At 72.8% G+C, this 23,533-nt stretch carries 21 protein-coding genes; 15 read left to right on the top strand and 6 right to left on the bottom strand.

The features are described 5' to 3' along the window. Positions 1-23: 23 nt before the first annotated feature. The 7 genes from F1C15_RS00305 to F1C15_RS00275 all read left to right on the top strand — a co-directional run bounded on the left by F1C15_RS00305 (position 24) and on the right by F1C15_RS00275 (position 6,632). Positions 24-746: an SOS response-associated peptidase gene (locus F1C15_RS00305; RefSeq protein ID WP_162240257.1), complete on the top strand. Its 723-nt coding sequence runs from the start codon at positions 24-26 to the stop codon at positions 744-746. 35 nt (positions 747-781) lie between these two features. Continuing rightward, positions 782-1,843, top strand: coding sequence for an App1 family protein (locus F1C15_RS00300; protein ID WP_056054152.1), 1,062 nt, complete (start codon positions 782-784; stop codon positions 1,841-1,843). 68 nt (positions 1,844-1,911) lie between these two features. After that, positions 1,912-2,310 (top strand): helix-turn-helix domain-containing protein, encoded by a 399-nt coding sequence (locus tag F1C15_RS00295; protein WP_056054150.1) that lies wholly within the window; start codon positions 1,912-1,914, stop codon positions 2,308-2,310. Further along, positions 2,307-3,590, top strand: a complete 1,284-nt coding sequence (locus F1C15_RS00290) for a type II toxin-antitoxin system HipA family toxin (protein ID WP_219731556.1) — start codon at positions 2,307-2,309, stop codon at positions 3,588-3,590. Before F1C15_RS00295 ends, F1C15_RS00290 begins: the two co-directional genes overlap by 4 nt. Before the next feature lie 70 nt (positions 3,591-3,660). Beyond that, a complete protein-coding gene (locus tag F1C15_RS00285) occupies positions 3,661-3,990 on the top strand; it encodes a DUF6504 family protein (protein ID WP_056054147.1) in 330 nt (109 codons plus the stop codon). Between the two features lie 106 nt (positions 3,991-4,096). Continuing rightward, positions 4,097-4,786, top strand: coding sequence for a nicotinamide riboside transporter PnuC (pnuC, locus tag F1C15_RS00280; RefSeq protein WP_185232332.1), 690 nt, complete (start codon positions 4,097-4,099; stop codon positions 4,784-4,786). A 61-nt stretch (positions 4,787-4,847) separates the two neighbouring features. After that, a complete protein-coding gene (locus F1C15_RS00275) occupies positions 4,848-6,632 on the top strand; it encodes a glycoside hydrolase family 15 protein (protein WP_185232330.1) in 1,785 nt (594 codons plus the stop codon). A gap of 129 nt (positions 6,633-6,761) precedes the next feature. Here the strand turns inward: F1C15_RS00275 and F1C15_RS00270 are convergent, their stop codons facing one another. The 3 genes from F1C15_RS00270 to F1C15_RS00260 form a co-directional block, all read right to left on the bottom strand. After that, positions 6,762-8,126 (bottom strand): glucose-6-phosphate dehydrogenase, encoded by a 1,365-nt coding sequence (locus F1C15_RS00270; protein ID WP_185232328.1) that lies wholly within the window; start codon positions 8,124-8,126, stop codon positions 6,762-6,764. Beyond that, positions 8,123-8,998: an aldo/keto reductase gene (locus tag F1C15_RS00265; RefSeq protein ID WP_185232326.1), complete on the bottom strand. Its 876-nt coding sequence runs from the start codon at positions 8,996-8,998 to the stop codon at positions 8,123-8,125. The genes F1C15_RS00270 and F1C15_RS00265 overlap by 4 nt, the downstream gene beginning before the upstream one ends. Positions 8,999-9,193: 195 nt before the next feature. Further along, positions 9,194-10,507: an FUSC family protein gene (locus F1C15_RS00260; RefSeq protein WP_185232324.1), complete on the bottom strand. Its 1,314-nt coding sequence runs from the start codon at positions 10,505-10,507 to the stop codon at positions 9,194-9,196. Between the two features lie 106 nt (positions 10,508-10,613). On the opposite strand from F1C15_RS00260, the gene F1C15_RS00255 reads away from it, so the two are divergent. The 3 genes from F1C15_RS00255 to F1C15_RS00245 are packed head-to-tail and all read left to right on the top strand — an operon-like array spanning position 10,614 to position 15,542. Then, the gene (locus tag F1C15_RS00255) at positions 10,614-14,177 is read left to right on the top strand and encodes a DNA polymerase III subunit alpha (protein WP_185232322.1); all 3,564 of its coding nucleotides are present in this window, start codon (positions 10,614-10,616) and stop codon (positions 14,175-14,177) included. 10 nt (positions 14,178-14,187) lie between these two features. Continuing rightward, positions 14,188-15,210, top strand: coding sequence for a glutathione S-transferase family protein (locus tag F1C15_RS00250; RefSeq protein ID WP_185232320.1), 1,023 nt, complete (start codon positions 14,188-14,190; stop codon positions 15,208-15,210). Then, positions 15,207-15,542, top strand: a complete 336-nt coding sequence (locus tag F1C15_RS00245) for a TraR/DksA family transcriptional regulator (protein WP_255465364.1) — start codon at positions 15,207-15,209, stop codon at positions 15,540-15,542. Before F1C15_RS00250 ends, F1C15_RS00245 begins: the two co-directional genes overlap by 4 nt. Here the strand turns inward: F1C15_RS00245 and F1C15_RS00240 are convergent. Continuing rightward, positions 15,539-16,255 (bottom strand): hypothetical protein, encoded by a 717-nt coding sequence (locus F1C15_RS00240; protein ID WP_185232318.1) that lies wholly within the window; start codon positions 16,253-16,255, stop codon positions 15,539-15,541. The genes F1C15_RS00245 and F1C15_RS00240 overlap by 4 nt on opposite strands. 66 nt (positions 16,256-16,321) lie before the next feature. Here F1C15_RS00240 and rplU point away from each other — a divergent pair, with 66 nt between their 5' ends. The 4 genes from rplU (at position 16,322) to F1C15_RS00220 (ending at position 19,424) form a co-directional block, all read left to right on the top strand. Then, a complete protein-coding gene (rplU, locus tag F1C15_RS00235; RefSeq protein ID WP_056054115.1) occupies positions 16,322-16,630 on the top strand; it encodes a 50S ribosomal protein L21 in 309 nt (102 codons plus the stop codon). A 16-nt stretch (positions 16,631-16,646) separates the two neighbouring features. After that, the gene (gene rpmA / locus F1C15_RS00230) at positions 16,647-16,916 is read left to right on the top strand and encodes a 50S ribosomal protein L27 (RefSeq protein WP_185232316.1); all 270 of its coding nucleotides are present in this window, start codon (positions 16,647-16,649) and stop codon (positions 16,914-16,916) included. A 131-nt stretch (positions 16,917-17,047) separates the two neighbouring features. Beyond that, the gene (locus F1C15_RS00225) at positions 17,048-18,223 is read left to right on the top strand and encodes an alcohol dehydrogenase catalytic domain-containing protein (RefSeq protein WP_056054107.1); all 1,176 of its coding nucleotides are present in this window, start codon (positions 17,048-17,050) and stop codon (positions 18,221-18,223) included. A 238-nt stretch (positions 18,224-18,461) separates the two neighbouring features. Beyond that, complete coding sequence (locus tag F1C15_RS00220; protein ID WP_056054104.1) at positions 18,462-19,424, top strand: phosphodiesterase; 963 nt, start codon at positions 18,462-18,464, stop codon at positions 19,422-19,424. A gap of 1,066 nt (positions 19,425-20,490) precedes the next feature. On the opposite strand, the gene F1C15_RS00215 is transcribed toward F1C15_RS00220, so the two are convergent. Then, the gene (locus F1C15_RS00215) at positions 20,491-21,321 is read right to left on the bottom strand and encodes an oxygenase MpaB family protein (RefSeq protein ID WP_185232314.1); all 831 of its coding nucleotides are present in this window, start codon (positions 21,319-21,321) and stop codon (positions 20,491-20,493) included. 66 nt (positions 21,322-21,387) lie between these two features. Between F1C15_RS00215 and F1C15_RS00210 the strand changes: the two genes are divergently transcribed. Then, entirely contained in the window at positions 21,388-21,888 is a 501-nt protein-coding gene (locus tag F1C15_RS00210; protein WP_056054096.1) for an NUDIX domain-containing protein, read from the top strand. A gap of 52 nt (positions 21,889-21,940) precedes the next feature. On the opposite strand, the gene F1C15_RS00205 is transcribed toward F1C15_RS00210, so the two are convergent. Further along, positions 21,941-23,491, bottom strand: coding sequence for a stealth conserved region 3 domain-containing protein (locus F1C15_RS00205; protein WP_370543604.1), 1,551 nt, complete (start codon positions 23,489-23,491; stop codon positions 21,941-21,943). Positions 23,492-23,533 lie beyond the last annotated feature (42 nt).

The following is a 23,533-nucleotide window of genomic DNA, read 5'->3' as shown; positions in this document are numbered from 1 at the left end:
GTCGCTGCCCCGAGAATGGACGCATGTGCGGACGATTCGTGATGGCGCGCGCCTCGAGCGACCTGGTGGCCCTGTTCGACGTTGATGTATCGGGTGACACTCTCCCAGACCCTTCCTGGAACATCGCTCCGACCCGCCCGGTGTCGCTGCTCGTCGACGCCGCTCCCCGGGGCGACGACGCGGGCGGCCCCCCGGTGCGACGGCTCGCGTCGGCCCGGTGGGGCTTCGTCGCGGCGGGCTCCCCCGGCCCCGTCGGCGCCCCCCTGTTCAACGCCCGGGTCGAGACCGCGGCCGAGAAGCCCACGTTCCGTGAGGCCGTCGCCTCCCGACGCGGGCTCGTGCCCGCCAACGGCTGGTACGAGTGGCAGGTCCGGCCGGACGGCAGCAAGCGCCCGGTCTACGTGAGCCTGCCCGACGACGAGGTGATGCTCTTCGCCGCCCTGTACGAGTGGTGGCGCGACCCGGCGGCCGCCGTGGGGTCGCCGTCTCGGTGGCTGCTCTCGACGGCGGTGCTGACCCGCGCCTCCTCGGGGCCCTTCGCCGAGGTGCACGACCGCATGCCCGTGCTGGTCGGGGCCGACGTCATGGACGACTGGCTCGACCCGGAGACCGAGGGCGACGACGACCTGCTGCAGGGGGTCTCGGGGCTCGTCGACGAGATCGCCGCCCGGCTGCAGGTGCACGAGGTGTCGCCCGAGGTCGGCCGCGTCGGCGTCGACTCGCCGTCGCTGGTCGACCCGGTCTGACCCGTCAGCGCGTGGCGGCGTGGGAGGATGACCGCATGCCCGACCCCCGAACGGTGACGTCGTCCGCCGTCGAGCCCCTCCTGCACCGCGCCGCCCGACTCGAGAACTCGGTCCACCGGTTCCGCGAGAAGCGGGCCCGCAAGCGGGGGCTGCTCCCGACGATCGTCCCGTACTCCGGCTACGGCTCGGCCGGGTGGGTGCGGGTGCTGTCGCGCGTGCTGCTCACGCGCACGGGGTCGCTCGAGGGCACCGACCGCCTCAACGTGCGCGGCTGGCGGAGCTTCACCAGCGTGCCGGTCGAGCGGGCCGTCGTCGACGTGACGGTCGGCGGCCGCACCGTCCAGGTCACCACCGACCGCGGCGGGGTGCTCGACGCCCGGCTCGAGGTCGACCTCGAGCCGGGGTGGCACCTCGTCACCCTGAGCACCGAGGGCTCGCCGCCGATCGAGGCCCCCGTGGTCGTGATCGACGCCGACGCCCGCTTCGGCATCGTCTCGGACATCGACGACACGGTCATGGTCACCTCGCTCCCCCGCCCCTTCCTCGCGGCGTGGAACACCTTCGTCCTCAACGAGCACGCCCGGCGCCCGGTGCCCGGGATGGCCGTCCTCTACGAGCGGCTGCACACGGCCGCGGGCGGCTGCCCCGTGATCTACCTGTCGACCGGCGCCTGGAACGTCGCGCCGACGCTGTCGCGCTTCCTGTCGCGCAACCTGTACCCGAGCGGCCCGTTGCTGCTCACGGACTGGGGGCCGACCCACGACCGGTGGTTCCGCAGCGGCCGCCTGCACAAGCAGGGCTCGCTCGACCGTCTCGCCGAGGAGTTCCCCGACATGCGGTGGCTGCTGGTCGGCGACGACGGGCAGCACGACGAGGAGCTCTACGGGCGGTTCCTCCGCGACCACCCGGAGAACGTCGCCGCCGTCGCGATCCGCCAGCTGTCGCCCAGCGAGGCCGTCCTGGCCGGCGGGCGCTCGCGCTCCGAGCACGCGCAGGGCAGCGACGCCGTGTGGGTCTCCGCCCCGGACGGCGCCGGGCTGTGGGAGCAGCTCGTCGACACCGACGTCGTCCCCCGCTCGGGAGACACCCGCCTCTGATACAGGGAAATCCCGTCATGGGAGGCGTTCTCGTGTCCTATCATCAGAAGATCAGGTACAGGAGCGACATGACTGAGATCACCGACCAGCCCGACGCTGCCCGCTCCACCCAGGAGTGGGAGGCGCGGATCGGCGCCCAGGTGCGTGCCCGACGCCTCGACCAGGGCCTCGACCAGATCTCGCTCGCGCGCCTCGCCGACGTGTCGACCAGCACCCTCCAGTCGCTGGAGAACGGCCGAGGGAGCACCGTGCGCAGCCTCGTGCGGGTGCTGCGGGCGCTCGGCGCGGAGTCGGCCCTCGACACCATCGCCCCGCACAGCGACGTGAGCCCGCTCGACGTGCTGCGCTCGGCGCCGGCGGCCCCCCGCCGTCGCGTCTACCGCCCCCGGGGCCCCCGCGCCAGCCGCGTCGTGCGCGACGACGCGGGGCGACGCGGCGAGCGCCCGTCCGGAGGAGCCGGCGAGTGAGCTGGTTGCCGGTGCCCGCCGTCGAGGTGAGCGCCTGGGGCATGCGCGTCGGCGCGGTCGCGCCCGACCCCCGGCTCGGGGCGTACGTGTTCGAGTACTGGCCCGACTGGGTCGAGCGTGGCATCGAGCTCGCGCCGCTGACGATGCCCACCCGGGTGCGGCGCCACGTCTTCCCGCAGCTGCCGGAGGCGACGTTCCACCGCCTCCCCGCCCTGCTGGCCGACGCGCTGCCGGACGACTTCGGCAACGCGGTGATCGACGCCTGGCTGGCCCGGCAGGGCGTCTCGCGGGCGGCGGTGACGCCGCTGGACCGGCTGGCCTACATGGCCGACCGTGCGATGGGCGCCCTCGAGTTCCGGCCCTCGCGGGGCCCGCGGCACCGCACGACGAGCGCGGTCGAGCTGAGCGCCCTGGTCGAGGGGGCCCGGAGCGTGCTCGACGGGAGCTTCGCGGACGACGAGGGGGCGGAGTCGGCGATCCGGTCGCTGATCCAGGTGGGGACCTCGGCGGGCGGGGCCCGGGCCAAGGCCGTCGTCGCCTGGGACAGGGCGACGGGCGAGGTGCGGTCGGGCCAGCTCCCGGCTCCCGAGGGGTTCGAGCACTGGCTGCTGAAGCTGGACGGCCTCGGGGCCGACGTCGAGCTCGGCCAGGGCTCGGCCACGGGCAGGGTCGAGTACGCGTACTCGCTGATGGCGAGGGCGGCGGGCATCGAGATGAGCGAGTGCCGGCTGCTCGAGGAGGGGGGCCGGGCGCACTTCATGACGCGGCGGTTCGACCGGTCGCCGGAGGGCAAGGTGCACTCGGTCACCCTCTGCGGGACGGCCCACCTCGACTACCGGCAGCGCCAGGCCCACGACTACGGGCAGCTCTTCGACGCCGTGGCTCGGCTCGGCGGCGGGCCCGAGGCGCGGGAGCAGGTGTTCCGGCGGATGGTCTTCAACGTGCTCGCGGCCAACAACGACGACCACACGAAGAACGCGTCGTTCCTGCTGAGGTCGCCGACGGCGCCGTGGGAGCTCTCCCCCGCCTACGACGTCACGTTCGCGCACAACCCGACCGGCCGGTGGACGTACCAGCACCTGATGGGGGTGGACGGCGTCTTCCGCGACGTCGCACGGGCCGACGTCATGAGGCTGGCCGACCGGCACCTCGTGCCGGGCGCCTCCGACGTCGTCGACGAGGTGCGCGACGCGGTGGCGCGCTGGCGGAGCTTCGCCGACGAGGCGGGCGTCCCCGGCCGCGTCGTGGGCCACGTCGAGGAGTCGCTGCCCCGCTGGTGACTCCCCCTGGCCGATGTCGGTGGGACTTCGTACACTCCTGGTCGAACGTACATTCGAACGAGGAGGCGACGTGAAGGTCGACGAACAGGTGCCGGTCGAGACCACGGAGGGCGGGGCGCCCCTCCGCTTCGTCTGGCGCGGGGTGGTCTACGGCGTCGTCAGCGCCCCGGAGATGTGGATGACCCGTCGGGAGTGGTGGCGCTCGGCGCCCCGGGCGCCCCGGGGCCTCGGGGCGGAGCTGCTCGAGCTGCCGGTGTGGCGCGTCGACGCCCTGCCGCTCACCGACGGGGCGCACCGCATCGACGGCACCTTCGACCTCGCGCTCGACCCGGCGGAGGGCGGCACCTGGCTGCTGCTCGGCGTCTACGACGACACCGTCGAGCAGCAGCTCTTCGCCTGAGGGGCGTCGACGCCCGACGAGCGCCCGGGCACCGGCGAGCGCGGCGGGAATGCCCGGCCCGCCGGAGCCGTTCTCCCGCTGGGCCTCGGCAGACAGGGAGGTGCCCATGACCGTCATCCGGTGGTTGTTCGACGCACAGCTGGTGATCGGCGACCAGACGATCCTCTGGCGCGAGATCGTCGGCAACGTGTTCGGGCTGCTCAGCGCCCTCGGCGGGATGCGCCGGAAGGTGTGGGCCTGGCCGGTCGGCATCGTGGGCAACGCCCTCCTCTTCACCGTCTTCCTCGGGGCGGTCTTCGACACGCCCAACCCGGTCAACCTCCTCGGCCAGGCCGGTCGGCAGGTCATGTTCATCACCGTGTCGATCTGGGGCTGGTGGCGCTGGCACCAGAGCCGCGGCGGCGACGCGGGCACCGCGGTCGAGCCGCGCTGGGCCGGTGCCCGCAACCGCGTCCTGCTCGTCGTGGGCCTGGTCGGCGGCACCGCCGTGCTCACGCCGGTGTTCAGCGCCCTGGGCTCCTACGAGCCGGTCTGGGCCGACGCCTGGATCTTCACCGGCTCGCTGCTGGCCACCTGGGGCATGGCGAAGGGCTGGGTGGAGTTCTGGCTGATCTGGGTCGCGGTCGACCTCGTCGGCACGCCCCTGCTCTTCAGCGCCGGCTATTACGCCTCCGGGCTGATGTACGTCTTCTACGGCGCCTTCACGCTCGCCGGGTTCTTCGTCTGGGCCCGGGCCAGGAGGCAGAAGCCGCTGGTCGAGACCCAGTGGCCCGACCCCACGCTCCAGCGCCGCTGACCGCGGGCTGAGGGGGCGCCTCCCCCGGCGTGCTCACCACCCCGTCTGGTTCGATGGCGCCATGCCCCTGCCCATCGAGAACTACGCCCTGATCGGCGATCTGCACACGGGGTGCCTCGTCGGCACCGACGGCAGCATCGACTGGTCGTGCCTGCCGCGCTTCGACTCCGCCTCCGTCTTCGGCGCCCTGCTGGGCGACCGCGACCACGGCCGCTGGCTCGTCGCCCCGGCGGAGGCAGGGGCGACGGCGACTCGCCGCTACGTCGACGACACGTTCGTGCTCGTGACGCGCTGGACGACGTCGACCGGCGTCGTCGAGGTCACCGACCTCATGCCGGTCGGCGACCGGCGGGCGGACGTCGTGCGTCGTGTGACCGGCGTCGAGGGCACGGTGCGGATGCAGGAGGACCTGCGGATCCGGTTCGGCTACGCCGCTGCGCTGCCCTGGGTGCGCCAGCTGCCCGAGGGCGACGAGACCGCCCTCGTGGCCATCGCCGGCCCTGACGCGGTCGTGGTCCGCGGTCCCCACCTCACGGCGGCCGACCACACCCACGCCGCCGAGTTCGACGTGGCGGCCGGCGAGACCGTCGACATGACCTTCACCTGGTACCCCTCGCACCGCGAGCCGCCGACCGCTCCTGACGTCGACGCCGTGCTGGCCGACACCGTCCGCTGGTGGCAGGCCTGGGCCGCCCGCTCGCAGGAGCCCTCCGCCTACGACCGCGAGGTGCGCCGCTCGCTGCTGATCCTCCGGGCCCTCACGAACGAGGACACGGGCGGCATCGTCGCGGCCGCGACGACGAGCCTGCCGGAGTCGTTCGGCGGCTCACGGAACTGGGACTACCGCTACGTGTGGCTGCGCGACGCGTCGATGACCCTGCAGGCGCTCATCCTGCACGGCTTCGCGGAGGAGGCCGAGAAGTGGCGCGGCTGGCTGCTCCGGGCGATCGCCGGCGACCCCGCCGACGTGCAGATCATGTACGGGCTCGCCGGCGAGCGGTACCTGCACGAGAGCGAGCTGGAGCACCTGCCGGGCTACGAGGGCGCCTCCCCCGTGCGGCTCGGCAACGCCGCGTTCACGCAGTACCAGGGCGACATCTTCGGCGAGGTCATGGTCGCGCTGCACGAGGCCCGACAGCTCGGCGTCGCCGAGTCCGAGTACTCGTGGCCGCTGCAGCGCGCCCTGATGCAGTACGTCGAGGACAACTGGACCCGCCCTGACAACGGCATCTGGGAGATCCGCGGCGAACCGCAGCACTTCACCCACTCGCGCGTCATGATCTGGGCCGCCCTCGACCGCGCCGTCCAGGGCGTCGAGCAGTTCGGGCTCGACGGGCCCGTCGACCGGTGGCGGAGCCTCCGCGACGAGGTCCGTGCCGAGGTCGAGGAGCAGGGCTGGGACGCCGACCGGGGCACGTACACCCAGCACTACGGCTCGGCCGAGGTCGACGCCTCGCTGCTGCAGCTCGCCCAGGTGGGCTTCGTCGCCCCCGACGACCCTCGCATGCTCGGCACGGTCGCCGCGATCGAGCACGACCTGCTGCAGGACGGCCTGCTGCTGCGCTACCGCACCGAGTCGGGCGTCGACGGCCTCGAGGGCACGGAGCACCCCTTCCTCACCTGCTCGTTCTGGCTGGCGGAGCAGTACGCCCGGTCGGGGGGCGTGGACGACGCGGTGACGCTGATGGACCGTCTCGTCGGCTGGTGCAACGACGTCGGCATGCTCTCGGAGGAGATCGAGGTGGCCACCGGCCGCCACGTCGGCAACACCCCGCAGGCGCTCTCGCACCTCGCCCTCGTGCGCGCCGCCGACGCGATCGGCGCCGCACTCGACGCACGGCGCTGACGGCGGCGCCGTCCGTCGAGACGGCGTCGTCCGCCGGTCGCGGCGGACACGACGAGGCCGCCCTGCCGGTGGGCAGGGCGGCCTCGTCGTGGGGCGGCGCTCAGGGCGCCGCCGGGCGGTCGGCGCCGATCAGGCGGGCCAGTCCGCGGGGCCGGTCGAGCCGGCCGCGTAGGTGTCGAGCGGCACGTCGCCGGCCGTCCATGCGTCGACGACGGGCGCCACGATGGCCCAGCAGCGCTCCGCGACGTCGCCGCGGATCGACAGGGTCGGGTCGTCGTGGAAGATCCCGCTGAGCACCTCGCCGTAGGGCGTGAGCTCGGGCTTGCCCAGCGTGACCTGGAAGGTGGACTGCTCCAGGTGGAAGGGGTTGCCCTTGCCGTTGGTGGTGACGCCGAGCTCCATCGTCTCGGGGCTGATCTCGATGCGGAGCGTGTCGGGGGTCGACGATCCGTTCAGGCCCTCGGGCAGCGCGGGGACGGGCTTGAAGGTGATCAGCACCTCCTTGCGGATCTTCGTCATGCCCTTGCCGGAGCGCAGGATGAAGGGCACGCCGGCCCAGCGACGGGTCTTGACCTCGAACTCGACCTCGGCGAGGGTCTCGGTCTGGCGGTCGTTGTCGACGCCCTCCTCGTCGGAGTACGACGGGACGTCCTTGCCGTCGATCGTGCCGGCCGTGTACTGCGCCCGGCGGCTCGAGGCGACGGGGTCGCCGCCCTTGACCCACGTCGCGCGCAGCACGCGCGCGATCTCGCTGCGCAGCTCGACCGAGTCGATGCTCGACGGCGCGTCCATCGCGATGACGGCGAGCACCTGCAGGAGGTGGCTCTGGATCATGTCGACGAGGGCGCCGGCCTTGTCGTAGTACTGCGCACGGCCCTCGAGGCCGAGGACCTCGTCGTAGAAGATCTCGACCTTCTCGATGTTCTCGCCGTTCCAGACCGGCTCGAAGAGGCGGTTCGCGAAGCGGAGGCCGATCATGTTGAGGACGGTGGCGCGGCCGAGGAAGTGGTCGGTCCGGTGGATGCGCTCCTCCGGGACGATCTTCAGCAGCTCGGCGTTCAGCTCGCGCGCGCTCTCCTCGTCGGAGCCGAAAGGCTTCTCGAGGGCGAGGCGCAGGCCGTCGGGCAGGTCGATCTCGGCGAGCGCCTGGATCACGCGAGTGCTGATCGCCGGGGGCAGCGCGAAGTACATCACCGGGGTGCCCTCGGAGGCCTCGAAGAGGGCCTTGAGGTGCTCGACGGTGGTGGGGTCGCCCTGCATGTAGCGGCTGGAGGCGAGGGTCTTCTTCGCGAGGTCGCTGCCGGCGTCGCCGTTGAAGGCCGTCTTGACGACGCCGTCCCACTCCTCGGGGGTGCGCTCGCTGCGGCCGGTGCCGATGAGCTGGACGTCGACGCCGCGGTCGCTCTTCAGGAGGCTGGCGAGGCCGGGCAGCAGGAGTCGCTCGGTGAGGTCGCCCGAGGCTCCGAGGATGATGAGGGTGGTGGTGTCGGTCACTGTGCAGCTTTCGTGAGGGCGGCGAACTCGTCGTCGCTGAGGTCGATCTGGGCGGCGGCGACGTTGTCCTCCAGGTGCGAGACGCTGGACGTGCCGGGGATGGGGAGCATGACCGGCGAGCGCCGGAGCAGCCACGCGAGGGCGAGCTGCGAGGGGGTGGCGTCGTGCTCGGTCGCGAGGGCGTCGAGCGGCCCGCCCGGTGCGGCGAGCGCGCCGGTGGCGAGCGGGAACCACGGGATGAAGGCGATGCCCTCGGCCTCGCTGTGGTCGAGCAGGGCCTCGGCGTCGCGGGAGGCGAGGTTGTAGAGGTTCTGGACGGAGGCGATGGTCGCGGTCTGCTGCGCCTCCTTGAGCTCGTCCACGGAGACCTCGGAGAGGCCGATGTGGCGGATCTTGCCCTCCTGCTGCAGGGCGGCGAGCTCGCCGACCTGGTCGGCGAGGGGCACGGCCGGGTCGATGCGGTGCAGCTGGAAGAGGTCGATGCGGTCGAGCCCCAGGATGCGGAGGCTCATCTCCACCTGCTGGCGGAGGTACTCGGGGCGGCCGACGGGCCGCCAGTCGCCGGGGCCCGGGCGGGTGAGGCCGGCCTTGGTGGCGATGACGACGTCGTCGCCGTAGGGGTGCAGGGCCTCGCGCAGCAGCGGCTCGGCCACGTCGGGGCCGTAGGAGTCGGCGGTGTCGAAGAAGGTCACGCCGAGCTCGACGGCCCGGCGGATGACCCGGACGGCCTCGTCGTGGTCGCGGGGCTGGCCCCAGACCCCCTCGCCGGTGAGCTGCATGGTGCCGTACCCGAGGCGGGTGACGGGGAGGTCGCCTCCGATGGTGAACTGCCCGGAGGCAGCCGCCGACGGGGACGTGGTGTCGGTAGTCATGGTCGTCCTTCCTCGATGGCGGGCCGAGAGCTGCGGACGACGAGCGCGTCCGCGCCGGTGTGCTGGGGGCCCCGGTGGGTCAACGCGACGGGCGGCGGACCATTCCCGGCCCCCGCGGGGCCGCCCGGGGAGGGCAGCGCGTCGCGCTCGGGCGCCGGTGCCCGGTCAACCGTACTGCTCCCGCGGGGAGCACGTTCACCGGCGGGGCTCGGTGTCGCGGGGCGCGGTGGGGTCGTCGACGGGGCCGGTGCTGTCGGTGCCGCCCTCGGTGGGCTCCTCGCCCGCGCGGCCGTCGGCGGGGCCGGTGCCGCCCTCGGCGTCGCTCCCCGCGCCTCCCCCGCCCTCGTCGGCCTCCCCCTCGTCGTCGTCGGGTCGGGGCGCCGTGGTGTCGTCGGGGTCGAGCGCGGCGATGATCCGGCCCATCGACACGGCGATCGAGACGCCCCCGCTGGTCTCGGTGGTGGGCAGGTGCCGGTGCTCGTCGATCGCCTCCCAGAGGTCGGCGACCCGGCGCCGGGCCTCGACGAACGCGTCGACGTCGTCGCCGCCCCGGAGCCGGACGACCTCGGCGACGGCGTGCGCGGCGCGGGCGACGACCGGCGCGAGCTCCTCGACGATCCCGATCTGGCGGCCGATGCGGCGCCCCAGGATGCCGGAGACCTCGGCCATGTCCTGGAGGTGGAACCCCACGCGCTCGAAGACGACGAGGTCGGCGTACTCCTGGCCGAGGTCGCGGCGCCGGAGCTTCCAGCGCGGGTTGAGCCGGCGGGACTCGTCGGCGTACTGCACGGCGTCGCGGACCCGGCGGAGGGTGCCGGGCAGCTCGGCCACGCGGCGCTCCCAGTCGTCGCCCTCCAGCGGCCAGCGGGCCTCGAAGACCGCGGCGACGTCGTCGGTGCGGTCGGCGAGCGATGCCTGCAGCGAGCGCAGCCGCTCGTCGGCCCGCCCGGCGTAGAGCGGCGGCACGAGCAGGTAGTTGACCGTGAGCCCGACCACCACGCCGACCGCGACCTGGATGACGTAGCCCGTCGAGTAGTCGGCCTGGTCGCCCTCCGTGGTCGCGCTGCCGCCGAGCAGCAGCACGAAGAGCCCGGCCGTGAGCACCCAGTCCCGCCCGGCGCCGAGCCGGCGGATGCCCGCGAGCAGCGTCCCCACGCCGACGACCGCCGCGACGGCGAGCACGCCGGGCTGCCCCTCCTGGAGCGAGAAGACGACCGTGGCCAGCACGATGCCCACGACGAGGCCGAGCAGGGTCTGCACCCCCTGGCGGAGCGACGCCTTGATGGTCGGGTACATCGCGATCACCGCGCCGAGCGGGGCGTAGTACGGGTACTCGGCCGCCACGCCGGGCACGTGGGGCGCCAGCCAGTAGGCGAGGGCCGCGGCGAGCGCCGCCTTCACGGCCAGCAGGAGGCGCGGCTGGCCGAGCAGGACGCGCGCCCACCGCGAGGCGGTGCGGACGTCGGCCCGGACGTCGGGGCGGGAGCCGCTCGGGCGTCGATCGGGCATGCACCGATGATGACAGCCCGGCGGCGGCGCGGCCCGGCCGAGGACGTACACTGATCGAACACACGTTCGACCAGACCTGGCCGGGGTCCCGACTCGGAGCACGACCATGCGCTTCACCCACCTCCACGTGGCCTCTTCGTTCAGCGCTCACCACGGCACGACCCCGCCGGCCCAGCTGGTCGAGCGGGCGGCGGCCGACGAGGCCGACGCCCTCGCGATCACCGACCGCGACGGGCTCTACGGCGCGATCCGGCACATCGGGGCCTGCCGGGCGGCGGGCATCGATCCGATCGTCGGGGTGGAGCTGGGCTGTGCCGACGACCGGGCCGAGGCGTCGACGACCACGGCGGCGGGCATCGATCCGATCGTCGGGGTGGAGCTGGGCTGTGCCGACGACCGGGCCGAGGCGTCGACGACCACGGCGGCCGGCAGCCGGACGGCCGCCTCCGCCGCGGCCCCGGTCGACCGGGTCGTCGTGCTCGCCCACGGCTCCGGCGAGGGCCGGGCCGGGGAGGGCTGGGCGTCGCTCTGCCGCCTGATCAGCGCCGCGCACGGCCGGGCCACGCGCCGGGCGGCGGGCAGCGCCAACAGCACGGCGACCATCGGGCGCTCCCGGCTGCGGGCGTTCCTGCGGGGCGAGGAGGGCGCCTCCGCCACCGTGCTGCTGGGCCCCGACTCCGACGTGGGCCGGCTGGTGCGCGAGGGGCGCAGCACCGCGGCCGCCGCCTCCCTCGCCGACTGGGCCCGCGAGCTGCCCGGGGGCGTCGTCGTCGAGGTCGTCTGCCACCTCACCGAGCCCGGCGAGAGCCGGAGCGTGCGGCACGCGGCCCGGATGCTCGAGCTCGCCGAGCACGTGGGGGTGCCGGCGGTGCTGACCAACGCGGTCCGCTACCTCGACGCCGACGGCGCGGTGACGGCCGACGTGCTCGACTCGGCGGGCCACCTGGCACCGCTCGGCTCGTTCACGCCGCAGCCCAACGCGCAGGCGACCCTGAAGAAGGGCGCGGCGATGCGGGCGATCGCCCACCTCGTCGCCGACGCCTCGTCGCTGTCGCGCCGGGCGGCGGAGGAGATGCTCGCCGCGACGGAGCGGCTGGCCGACCGCTGCCGGCTCGACCCCGACGCCGACCTCCGCTGGCGGCAGCCCAAGGTGCCCGAGCTGAGCGCGATCGGCGTCGAGGGCGACCCCGATCAGGTGCTGCTCCGCCGGGCGGAGGCGGGGGTCACGGCCCGCTTCGGGCACGCGGGCCAGGGCCTCCGCCGCACCGTCGAGGAGCGCATGCGCTACGAGCTGGGCATCATCTCGGGCTTCGGCTTCGCGGGCTACTTCCTCACCGTCGCCGACGTCTCGCAGCTGATGCGCGACATGAGGGTGAGGAACGCCGCCCGGGGGTCGGGCGCGGGCAGCCTCGTCACCTACCTGCTGCGCATCTCGAACGTCGACCCGATCGAGCACGACCTGCTCTTCGAGCGGTTCCTCGGCAACAAGCGGGAGACCCTGCCCGACATCGACATCGACGTGGAGTCGGCCCGGCGGCACGAGATCTACCGGGCGATCTTCGACCGCTACGGCAGCAACCGGGTCACCCTCATGTCGATGCAGTCGACCTACCGGGGCCGGGGGGCCGTCCGTGACGCGGGCCAGGCGCTCGGCCTCGACGACGAGCAGATCGACATGGTCGCCAACAACGTCTGGCGGTCCAACGCCCGTGACCTCCGCACCGCCATGGCGGAGAAGCCCGAGCTGCGCGCCATCGCCGACCTCGCGCGGCAGAACGGCCAGATCGACCTCCTCGTCGACCTGACCGAGCGGCTCGACCGGCTCCCCCGGCACATCTCGATGCACCCGTGCGGCGTGATCCTCGGCGACTCCGACCTGCTCAGCACGACGCCCGTGCAGCCGAGCGGCATCGGCCTGCCGATGAGTCAGTTCGACAAGCACGACATGAACGACGCCGGCCTCCTCAAGCTCGACGTGCTCGGCGTCCGGATGCAGAGCTCGATGGCCTACGCCCTCGACGAGATCGAGCGGGTCAACGGCTCCCGGGCGGCCGTCGCGGGCGGCCTCTCGGTCGACGTCCCCTACGTGAACCGCGAGGGGCGGGTCGAGCTCGACGAGATCCCCCACGACGACGAGCCCACCTTCGAGGCCATCCGCACCACGCACACGCTCGGCATGTTCCAGATCGAGAGCCCGGGCCAGCGCGAGCTGATCGGCAAGATGCAGCCCGACCGCTACAGCGACCTGATCGCCGACATCTCGCTGTTCCGCCCCGGGCCGATGAAGGGCAACATGGTCGCGCCCTTCCTCGACACCAAGCACGGCTTCCAGCAGCCCGACTACCTGCACCCGAGCTTCGCGTCGTTCCTCGACGACAGCTACGGGGTCGTGATCTACCACGAGCACGTCCTGCGGATCCTCGAGGCGACGATGGAGGTGTCGCTCGCCGAGGCCGACGAGCTCCGCCGGCACATGGGCAAGGGCGCCGACGACGACCTCGAGGTGGAGTTCCGGCGCCGCACGCGGGCCAACGTCGACGAGCGGGGCAGGAGGCGCTTCACCGACGCGCAGGTCGACCGGATCTGGGCGGTGCTCAAGGGGTTCGGCTCGTTCGGCTTCTGCAAGGCGCACGGAGCGGCATTCGCCCTGCCCACCTACCAGAGCGCCTGGCTGAAGACCCACTACCCCGCGGAGTTCCTCGCGGGGCTGCTCACCCACGACCCCGGCATGTACCCGAAGCGGCTGCTGCTCACCGAGGCACGACGCATGGGGGTGCCCGTGCTGCCGCTCGACGTCAACCAGTCGACCGACGTCTACAGCGTCGAGCGCGTGCGCGCCCCCGCGACCCCGATCGCCCCGAGCCGCCCCGGCGACCTCGGCATCCGGCTCTCGCTCGCCGACGTGCACGGCATCACCGACGCCGAGCTCGCGCGGATCGTCGTGGGCCGGCCCTACGACTCCATCACCGACTTCTGGCAGCGAGCGACGCCGTCACGGCGGCTGGTGGAGCGCCTCGCGCAGGTCGGGGCGCTCGACTCGCTGGCCGGCCCGGGCCGCACCCGGGGCGACGTGCTGGCCCGTGTGCGGTCGCTGACCCAGCGCACCGCCCGGCCCCGCGCCTCCGACGTCGAGAACCAGCTCGACTTCAGCGTCGACGACTCGGCCGAGGTGCCGACCGGCACCCCCGACGTCAGCCTCCGCGACCGGGTCAGCGACGAGCTCGACATCCTCTCGATGGAGGTCAGCGAGCACGTCGTCGAGAGCTACCGGCCCATGCTCGACGACCTCGGGGTCACGCGGGCCGCCGACCTGCGCGACCACTGGAACGGCACGACCGTGCTCGTCGCGGGCATCCGCATCGCCACGCAGACGCCGCCCATGCGCAGCGGCAAGCGGGTCGTCTTCATCAGCCTCGACGACGGCACCGGCTGCGCCGACGCGACCTTCTTCGAGGAGGCCCAGTCGCGGGCGGGCTCGCTGCTCTTCGGCACCAAGCTCATGCTGATCCAGGGGCGCACCCGGCGCACCGGGGAGAAGGGCATCTCGCTGGAGGCGGAGAACGCCTGGGACCTGAAGGCGATGTGGCGCGACTGGCAGGCGAGCCGCGCCTCGGCCGCCTCCGGGCCGGGGGGCGCCGAGCTGCCAGACCTCTCGGACGCCCCTGCGTAGGGTGGCGGGCATGAGCGACGACCAGCAGGCGAAGGGCACGTACGTCGAGCCCGGCCAGGAGTACACCCGCGACACGAACTACATCGAGGACAGGATCACGCGCGACGCCGTCGACGGCTGGCCCGTCGAGGCGGGCCGCTACCGCCTGGTCGCCGCCCGCGCCTGCCCCTGGGCCAACCGCACCGTCATCTCGCGCCGCCTCCTCGGCCTCGAGGACGTCATCTCGCTCGGCCTGCCCGGCCCCACCCACGACGCCCGCAGCTGGACCTTCGACCTCGACCCCGACGGCCGCGACCCCGTGCTCGGCATCGAGCGCCTGCAGGAGGCCTTCTTCGCCCGCACGCCCGACTACGCCCGCGGCATCACCGTGCCCGCGGTCGTCGACGTGCCGAGCGGCAAGGTCGTCACCAACGACTTCCCGCAGATCACGCTCGACTTCGCGACCGAGTGGCGCGAGCACCACCGCGAGGGCGCGCCCGACCTCTACCCCGAGCACCTCCGGGCCGAGATCGACGAGGTGAACGCGGTCGTGTTCCGCGACGTCAACAACGGCGTCTACCGCGCGGGGTTCGCCGGGTCGCAGAAGAGCTACGAGCGGGCGTACGACACGCTGTTCGCCCGCCTCGACTGGCTGTCCGAGCGCCTGGAGGGTCAGCGGTTCCTCGTCGGCGACACGATCACCGAGGCCGACATCCGCCTCTTCACCACCCTCGCCCGCTTCGACGCGGTGTACCACGGGCACTTCAAGTGCAACCGCTCGAAGCTCACCGAGATGCCGGTGCTCTGGGCCTACGCCCGAGATCTGTTCCAGACCCCCGGGTTCGGCGACACGATCGACTTCGCGCAGATCAAGGCGCACTACTACGTCGTGCACAGCGACATCAACCCGACCGGCATCGTGCCCGCCGGCCCCGACCCGTCGGGCTGGCTGACCGCCCACGGGCGCGAGGAGCTCGGCGGCCGGCCCTTCGGCGACGGCACCCCGCCGCCCCCGCCGCGCGAGGGCGAGCAGGTGCCGCCGCTCGTCGCGTGACCGACCCGGGCGACCAGCTGCGCGCCACCCGCGACGACGCGCTCGCCCTGGCCGCGCGCCTCGGACAGGACATGGAGGCGGTGGCCGCGGCCCGCGAGGGAGCCAACGTCGACGACGAGCACGACCCAGAGGGGTCGACGATCGCCTACGAGCGGTCGCAGCTCGACGCGGTGCGCCGGTCGGCCCTCGAGCGGGTCGCCGACGCCGACTCTGCACTGCGGCGGCTCGCCGACGGGACGTTCGGCCGCTGCGAGCGGTGCTCGGCCCGGATCGGCGAGGCACGGCTCACGGCCCGCCCGACGGCGCGGCTCTGCATCGACTGCGCGCGCTAGCTCGTGGCGGGGCCGGGCTCGCCGGTGCCCGGCCCGCTGGCACCGGCCTCGCCGGGGCCGTGCTCAGCCTGCGGGGCCGCGGCCGCCCCGGCGACCGCGTACACGCCGTGCCCGACCCGCTCGAGCCTCCCCTGGCGTGTCAGCACGCTGAGGGTCGAGAGCACGCTGCTGCGGCGGTAGCCCGGCAGCGCGGCCACGAGCGCGGTCGTCGACAGCGGCCCCGCGCGGAGGACCTCGGGGATGCGGTCGGCGAGCGACGCGCCCGAGCCGACCCCCGCCTCCTCGACGTCCTCCCCCTCGGCGCCCGCGCGGTCGGCGCGGTAGTCCGACCGCGCCTGCTCGAGGTCGTCGGCCGACACCCTCGTGGTGCCGCCGTCCGCCCCCGAGGCGTGGGCGTAGGGGGCGAGCGTCAGCGAGCGGCCGACGCGGGCGTACACGGCGGAGGCGCTGGTGCCCTGGTGCTCGGCGATCTCGGGGTAGGAGGCGCCGCCGAGCAGCAGCACCGCCTCGCCCTCCAGCCCCAGCCACTGGCCGAGCGTCGCGATCTCCCACCCGGCGGTCGTGACGGCCGAGCCCCACACCTCGATGTCGTCGGCGTGCTCGGAGGTGAGGCCGTCGAGGTCGTCGAGCAGGTCGAGCAGCCGCTGTCGGGCGTCGGCGACGATCTCCGCGGTGAACCGCGGCGGGCGCTGAAGTTTGATCGGTCGTGACATCTGTGAAAGACTATCCAAGTTGCCCGAACGCGGGCACCTCACACTTAGCTGCACCAAGGAGATCCCATGGCTTTCGCAATCGTGCGTGCCGGCGGTCGTCAGGAGAAGGTCGAGGTCGGGACGATCCTGACCGTCGACCGTCTCAAGGCGAACACGTCCGACACCGTCTCGTTCGTCCCCGTCCTGCACGTCGACGGCGACACCGTCCTCTCGGGCGACGACCTGGCCTCGGTCACGGTCGAGGGCGAGGTCCTCAACGACCTCCGCGGCCCGAAGATCGTCATCCAGAACTACAAGAACAAGACCGGCTACAAGCGTCGCATGGGCTTCCGTGCCGACCTCACGCGCGTCAAGATCACCAAGATCTCCAAGTAAAGGGAGCTGAGCACACATGGCACACAAGAAGGGCGCATCGTCCACCCGCAACGGTCGTGACTCGAACGCTCAGCGCCTCGGCGTGAAGCGCTTCGGCGGCCAGGTCGTCCTCGCCGGCGAGATCCTCGTCCGCCAGCGCGGCACCCACTTCCACCCCGGCGCCAACGTCGGCCGTGGCGGCGACGACACGCTGTTCGCCCTCGCCCCCGGCGCGGTCGAGTTCGGCACCAAGGGCGGCCGCAAGGTCGTCAACATCGTCGCCTCCGCCGTGCGCGTCGACGCGTAGCACCCCCTGGCCGCACCTGCGGCACAGCTGAGGCGGTCGTCCCCTGTCGGGGCGGCCGCCTCCGTCGTCTCCGCGACACCTGTACCCCACGGGGCCAGCCCGCTCCCTGCCGCCGGGCGTAGACGGGGTGCATGAAGGCTCTCACCTACCAGTCCATCGCCGACGTCGCCGTCACCGAGGTGCCCGACCCCACGATCACGGAGCCCACCGACGCGGTGATCAAGGTCACCTCCGCCGCGATCTGTGGCAGCGACCTGCACCTGTACGACGTCTTCGACCCCTACCTCGACAAGGGCGACGTCCTCGGCCACGAGACCATGGGCGTCGTCACCGCCGTCGGCTCCGCCGTCTCGCGCATCCAGGTCGGCGACCGCGTCGTCGTCCCCTTCGTCATCGCCTGCCGTGAGTGCTTCATGTGCGAGCGCGGCCTCTTCTCGCAGTGCGAGACCACGCAGGTCACCGAGTACGGCTCGGGCGCGACCCTCTACGGCTACACCAAGCTCTACGGCCAGGTGCCCGGCGGGCAGGCCGAGCAGCTGCGCATCCAGCGCGCCGACGCCAACCTCGTCAAGGTCGGGCACGACCTCCCCGACGAGCGCTACCTCTTCCTCAGCGACATCCTCCCCACGGCGTGGCAGGGCGTCGAGTACGCCCAGGTGCCCGAGGGAGGCACGCTGGTCGTCCTGGGGCTCGGTCCGGTCGGTCAGTTCGCGGCCCGCATCGGCGTGCACAAGGGCTTCCGGGTGATCGGCGTCGACCCCGTCCCCGAGCGCCGCGCCATGGCCGAGCGCCACGGCGTCGAGGTGCTCGACCTCACGAAGGACGTCGCCGACGTCATCAAGGGCATGACGGACGACCGCGGCCCCGACTCCGTCGTCGACGCCGTCGGCATGGAGGCCCACGACCACGGCGGCGTCAGCATGGTGCAGAAGTTCGCCGCGGCGCTGCCCGACAAGGTCGGCCAGGCGCTCATGCAGAAGGCCGGAGTCGACAGCCTCAGCGCCATGCACCTCGCCTTCGAGGTCGTCCGCCGCGGCGGCACCGTCTCGCTGTCGGGCGTCTACGGCGGAACGGCCGACCCGACTCCCTTCCTCACCCTCTTCGACAAGCAGATCACCATCAAGATGGGCCAGTGCAACGTCCACCAGTGGATGGACACCCTGATGCCCCTCGTCGAGGACCCGACCGACCCGCTCGGCACGGAGGACCTCACCACGCACCCGGTGCCCCTCGACCGCGCGCCGGAGATGTACGAGCTGTTCAAGAAGAAGGAGGACGGCTGCATCAAGGTGGTGCTCAAGCCGTAGCGCGACTCCCCCGGGTCACCGCCGGGCCCCGCTCCGCCCCGTCCTGGGGCTTGGCGGGGCCCTCCGCACGTCGGTAGCGTCGCGGGGCGTCGACGTGTCCGATCAGTTCGCTGACCGTTCACCCGAACACGCACCGACGTTCACCGGCCGTGGAGCAAACGAATGGTGGACTGGTGACGAAGGAACAACGAGGGCCTCGTCCTGGGGCCGTCGTCGGCGACACGTGAATGAGAGAACCATGGATCTCCGGACGGCCGAGCACCCGAGGCCCGACCACTTCATCCTGCACCTCAGCGACACCCACCTCGTCGGCGGTGACGCCGACCTCTACGGCGACGTCGACAGCGAAGGTCGCCTCGCCCAGATCCTCGCCGGGATCGAGGCCTCCGGCATGCGGCCGGAGGCGATCGTCCTCACCGGCGACCTCGCCGACAAGGGCGAGCCCGCGGCCTACCGCAAGCTCCGGGCGCTGCTCGAGCCGGTCGCGGCGCGCCTCGGAGCCCAGATCATCTGGGCGATGGGCAACCACGACGAGCGCGGCGCCTTCCGCGAGCAGCTCTTCGGGCAGATGCCCTCCGACCGGCCCGTCGACTTCGTCTACGACGTGAACGGCCTGCGCATCATCACCCTCGACACGTCGGTGCCGGGCCACCACCACGGCGCGCTCACCGGCGACCAGCTCGACTGGCTCGCCGAAGAGCTCTCGACGCCCGCGGAGCACGGCACGGTCATCGCCATGCACCACCCGCCGGTGCCCAGCGTGCAGGACCTCAGCGTGCTGGTCGAGCTGCGCGACCAGGCCTCGCTGGCCGAGGTCGTCGAGGGCAGCGACGTCCGGTCGATCATCGCCGGGCACCTGCACTACTCGACCACGGCGATGTTCGCGGGCGTCCCCGTCTCGGTGGCCTCGGCCACCTGCTACACGCAGGACCTCGCGGTCGGCGGCACGCGCGGCCGCGACGGCGCGCAGTCGTACAACCTGGTGCACGTGTACGCCGACACGGTCGTGCACTCGGTCGTGCCGATCGGCTCGTACGACACGGTCGGCGAGTACGTCTCGCCGTCGTCGACGGCGGAGCGCCTCGCCCTCGCGGGCGTGCGCATCGCGCCGGCCGCGCCCCGGCACCGCCGGACCGACACCGCCCCGGTGCCCGTGGTGACGCGCGACCTCGCGCTGACCGGCCCCATCGACACCCTCTGACGCGAGCCGGCCGGCCGCCGCCGGTCGGGTCGGCCCCGTCGGCAACTCCTGCGCCCTGGCCGACTCGCCGCTGCCCTCGTCGCTCCGGCGACGTCGCGCAGGAGTTGTCGACACGTCCCGCTCGGGTCTCCAGCTCCGTCTCCGCACCCGCGCCTCCTCGCTCGGGCCGGACGGCCCTGCGCCGGGCTCACGCGCGCCCCGTCGGCAACTCCTGCGCCCTGGCCGGCTCGCCGCTGCCGTCGCCGCTCCGGCGACGTCGCGCAGGAGTTGTCGACGGTCGGCGCGCCCGGGCCCCCGGCTCCGCCTCCCGACCCACGCCTGCTCGCTCGGGCTCGACGGCCCTGCGCCGTGCTCACGCGCGCCCCGTCGGCAACTCCTGCGCCCTGGCCAGCTCGCCGCTGCCGTCGCCGCGCCGGCGACCTCGCGCAGGAGTTGTCGACGGTCGGTGCGCCCGGCGGTCGTGTCACGCGGCAGATCGTGCCCTCATGCCGGCGTTAGGCGTTCGGCGTTCGGCGTTCCGTGTTCAAGTTCGGCGTCCGGGGTTCGGCGTCCGGCGTCCGGCGTTCGGGGTTCGGGGTTCGGGGTTCGGCGTTCGGCGTTCGGCGTTCGGCGTTCGGCGTTCGGCGTTCGGCGTTCGGCGTTCGGCGTTCGGCGTTCAGACTTCAGAGTTCAGAGTTCAGAGTTCAGAGTTCAGAGTTCAGAGTTCAGAGTTCAGAGTTCAGAGTTCAGAGTTCAGAGTTCAGAGTTCAGAGTTCAGAGTTCAGAGTTCAGAGTTCAGAGTTCAGAGTTCAGAGTTCAGAGTTCGGCGGTCGGCGTTCGGCGTTCGGCGTTCAGAATTCGGGCGTTCAGAGTTCAGAGTTCGGCGTTCAGAGTTCGGCGTTCAGAGTTCGGCGTTCAGAGTTCGGAGTTCGGAGTTCGGAGTTCGGCGTTCGGCGTTCGGCGTTCGGCGTTCGGGATCTGAGACATCACCGCGACAGACGGCGGCGACGAGCCGGGGCCGGGCACGACCGACGCCGAGGGGGCACCACGCAGCGACGGACGACGAGGCGACCCGCGGTGTGGCTCCCTAGCCGGCCTGCTCCGTGCCCCGCTGCGCCATGTAGCGCCGCAGCCGCCGCAGGTAGTGGTCCCGCAGCACGTGCCTGACCCGCGCGGGCAGCCGCGGCACGACGACCCGGCTCACGCCCACGACGACGTCGAAGAGGCCCTGCCGCACCGCTCCCCAGGGCAGGCCGAACGCCTCCCTCACCGTCGCCGGCAGCAGCCCCGCCGTCACGAGGCGCGCGAGCGGCATGGCCAGGCGGAGCGCCACGGGCACGTTCACCGGGTGCAGCAGCTGGTGCGCGACGTCGCGGGTGACTTCGTCGACGGACAGCCCGGCGAGCTGGGCGTCCCACCAGGTGCGGAACTCGGCCCGGGTCGCCGGCCACAGCCCCGGCGGCATCTGGAGAGCCGAGCCGACCACCACGTAGTCGCGGTAGACGGCCTCCGCCGCCTCGGGCGACAGCGCCCCGTGGACGCGTTCGTAGAGCGTGATCGCCGAGTCGTAGAGCGTCGCCGCCACCCAGAGCTGCAGCTGCGGGTCGACCGCGTCGTAGGCGACCGGCGAGGAGGCGGTGCTCCGGACGGGCTGGTGGGCCCGGTCCACGAGCGCCCGCACGAAGGCGACCTCGTCGGGCGTGCCGAAGACGATGGCGTAGAGGTAGGTCATCGTGCCGTCCAGGCGGGCGAGCGGCCGGTCGACGAAGTCGCTGTGGTCGGCCACCCCGTGCCCCACGGCCGGGTTCGCGAGCTGCAGCAGGATGGCCCGGCCGCCGCCGCCGAGCAGCAGCGACTCCCCCGCCATGTCGGAGATCGAGCGCACGTCGGCCCCCCACCGCACGTCGTCGCCCGTCATCCCGTCAGCCTACGCGCGGCGAGGCACGGGCAGGCTCCTCGACGACGTGCTCGCTAGGCTCGCGGCATGGCCGTCCCCGACTTCATCCTCACCCTCCGCGAGTCGATCGGCACCGCGCCGCTCTGGCTCTCCGGCGTCACCGCCGTCGTCGAGCGGGGCGACGACCTGCTCATGGTCCGCCGCTCCGACACGGGCGAGTGGACGCCCGTCACCGGGATCATCGACCCGGGCGAGCACCCCGCCGACGCCGCGGTGCGCGAGGTGCTCGAGGAGGCCGACCTCCACGTCGTGCCCGTGCGGCTCGCCGCCCTCGGGGTGACCGAGGGCATCGTCTACGGCAACGGCGACCAGGCGAGCTACCTCGACCACACGTTCCTGATGCGCTGGCAGAGCGGCGACCCCGCGCCGGCCGACGGTGAGAACACCGAGGCCCGGTGGTTCCCCCGCGGCGACCTGCCGCCGATGACCGCCGACATGCGTGCTCGCGTCGACGCCGCGCTGTCGGGCGACCCGAGCACGCAGTTCGTCGTGGCGGGCGAGGTGCGGCGGGGCGAGCACCCGGCGTGACCACCTGCGGGAGGCGCGGTGCCGGCGGGTGCCGGCCCGCGCCTCCCCGGGGCTACGCCTCGATCTGGTCCTGGTCGCCGCCCGCACGGCGGACGCGGCGACGCTGCTCGGCCGTCTCGCGCTCGACGCGCTCCATCTCGGCCTTCTCCCACGGGGCCGCGAACGGGTAGTACCGCTCGAGGAAGTCGGTGACCGTCGACGTGCGCTCCTCGTCCGTGACCTCGGGGAAGCTGCCGTCGTTGAGGCAGAAGAAGTCGTACGAGCGCTTCTTCAGCAGGTCGGAGAGCGAGGCGAGGTCGGCGACCGTCGTCGTGTCGACGTAGCGGACCCGGGCGGCCTCCTGCACGATCGCGCGCCCCGTCATCAGCGAGTAGTAGTGGTAGAGCGAGTTCGTCACGGAGACGTTCTCCTTCGCCCGGAACGGGCTCGACGCGGTCGCGCGGAACTCGTCCGCGAACTCGTGCTCCATCTCCGACATGACGCTGCGGCGCAGGGGCGCCGCGGTGTGCTCGAGATGACGGGTGGTGACCCTGCCGAAGCGCTGCTGCAGGAGGCGCCGGTTCACCCGGGCCGCGTTCTCGAAGCCGCTGCGCTCGGTGTTGTTGACGCCGAGCCCGATGCGCGTCTCGGCCTCGATGAACTTCGTCACCGAGCCCGGCGAGAAGAACATCGACGGCGCGACCGGGCGCCCGAAGAACATGTCGTCGTTCGAGTAGAGGAAGTGCTCGCTGAGCCCCTCGATGTGGTGCAGCTGCGACTCGACGGCCTGCGAGTTGTGCGTGGGGAGGAACGACAGGTCGGAGAAGAACTCCTCGCTCCGCACGACGCGCACGCGCGGGTGGTCGCCCAGCCACTCGGGCACCGGCGAGTCGGTCGCGATGTAGATGTTTCGGACCCACGGGGCGAACATGTACACGCTGCGGAGGGCGTACTTGAGCTCGTCGATCTGGCGGAACCGGGCCGGGGCGTCGTCGCCCTCGCCCACGACGTGGCGCTTCGCCTGCGCGGCACGGGCGCGCTGGTACTCGACCGAGTTGCCGTCGACCCAGGAGAAGACGATGTCGATGTCGAAGGTGATGTCGGTGGCGTGGTCGTCGAACATGTGCTCGAGGGTCGGCCACTCGAGGCCGTAGCGCTCGACGGTCGTCTCGACGGCCTCCTCGCGGGGCAGCGAGTAGCGCATCAGGGAGTTCTCGACGGGCACGAGGACCTCGTCGTCGGTGAGGATCCAGAACTCGACCTGGACGGCCGTGCCGGCGCCGTAGCGGAGGCGACCGATGGGCTCGACGCGGGGGCGGTACACCTTGAAGGCCCGCTCGGTCTCGGACTCGAGGCCCCCCTCGGCGACGAGGACGGCCTGGCCCTTGCGGGGCTTGGCGTAGAACGGCTCGGAGCCCGACGCCGCGATCATCGCGTCGATGAAGGCACGGCGGTGGACGACGTCGACCGCCAGCACGGGGCGCACGTCGTTGCCGCGGACGAGGAGGAAGGGGATGGCCGCCTCGTCGAGGACGCGACGGATGAAGAGGAGGTCCTCGATCATCGACTGCTGAGGCGTGAGGTGGCCGTTCAGGAGCGTGAACTGCCCCTTGCGCACCACCACGTCGTCGCGGTCCAGACCACCGGGTCGGGGACGAGGCGTCAG

Origin of the sequence: Frigoribacterium sp. NBH87 (genome assembly GCF_014217665.1) — a bacterium.
GTDB lineage: Bacteria > Actinomycetota > Actinomycetes > Actinomycetales > Microbacteriaceae > Frigoribacterium > Frigoribacterium endophyticum.
The sequence above is the reverse complement of the archived record's forward strand: the minus strand, read 5'-3'. Positions and strand labels throughout refer to the sequence as shown.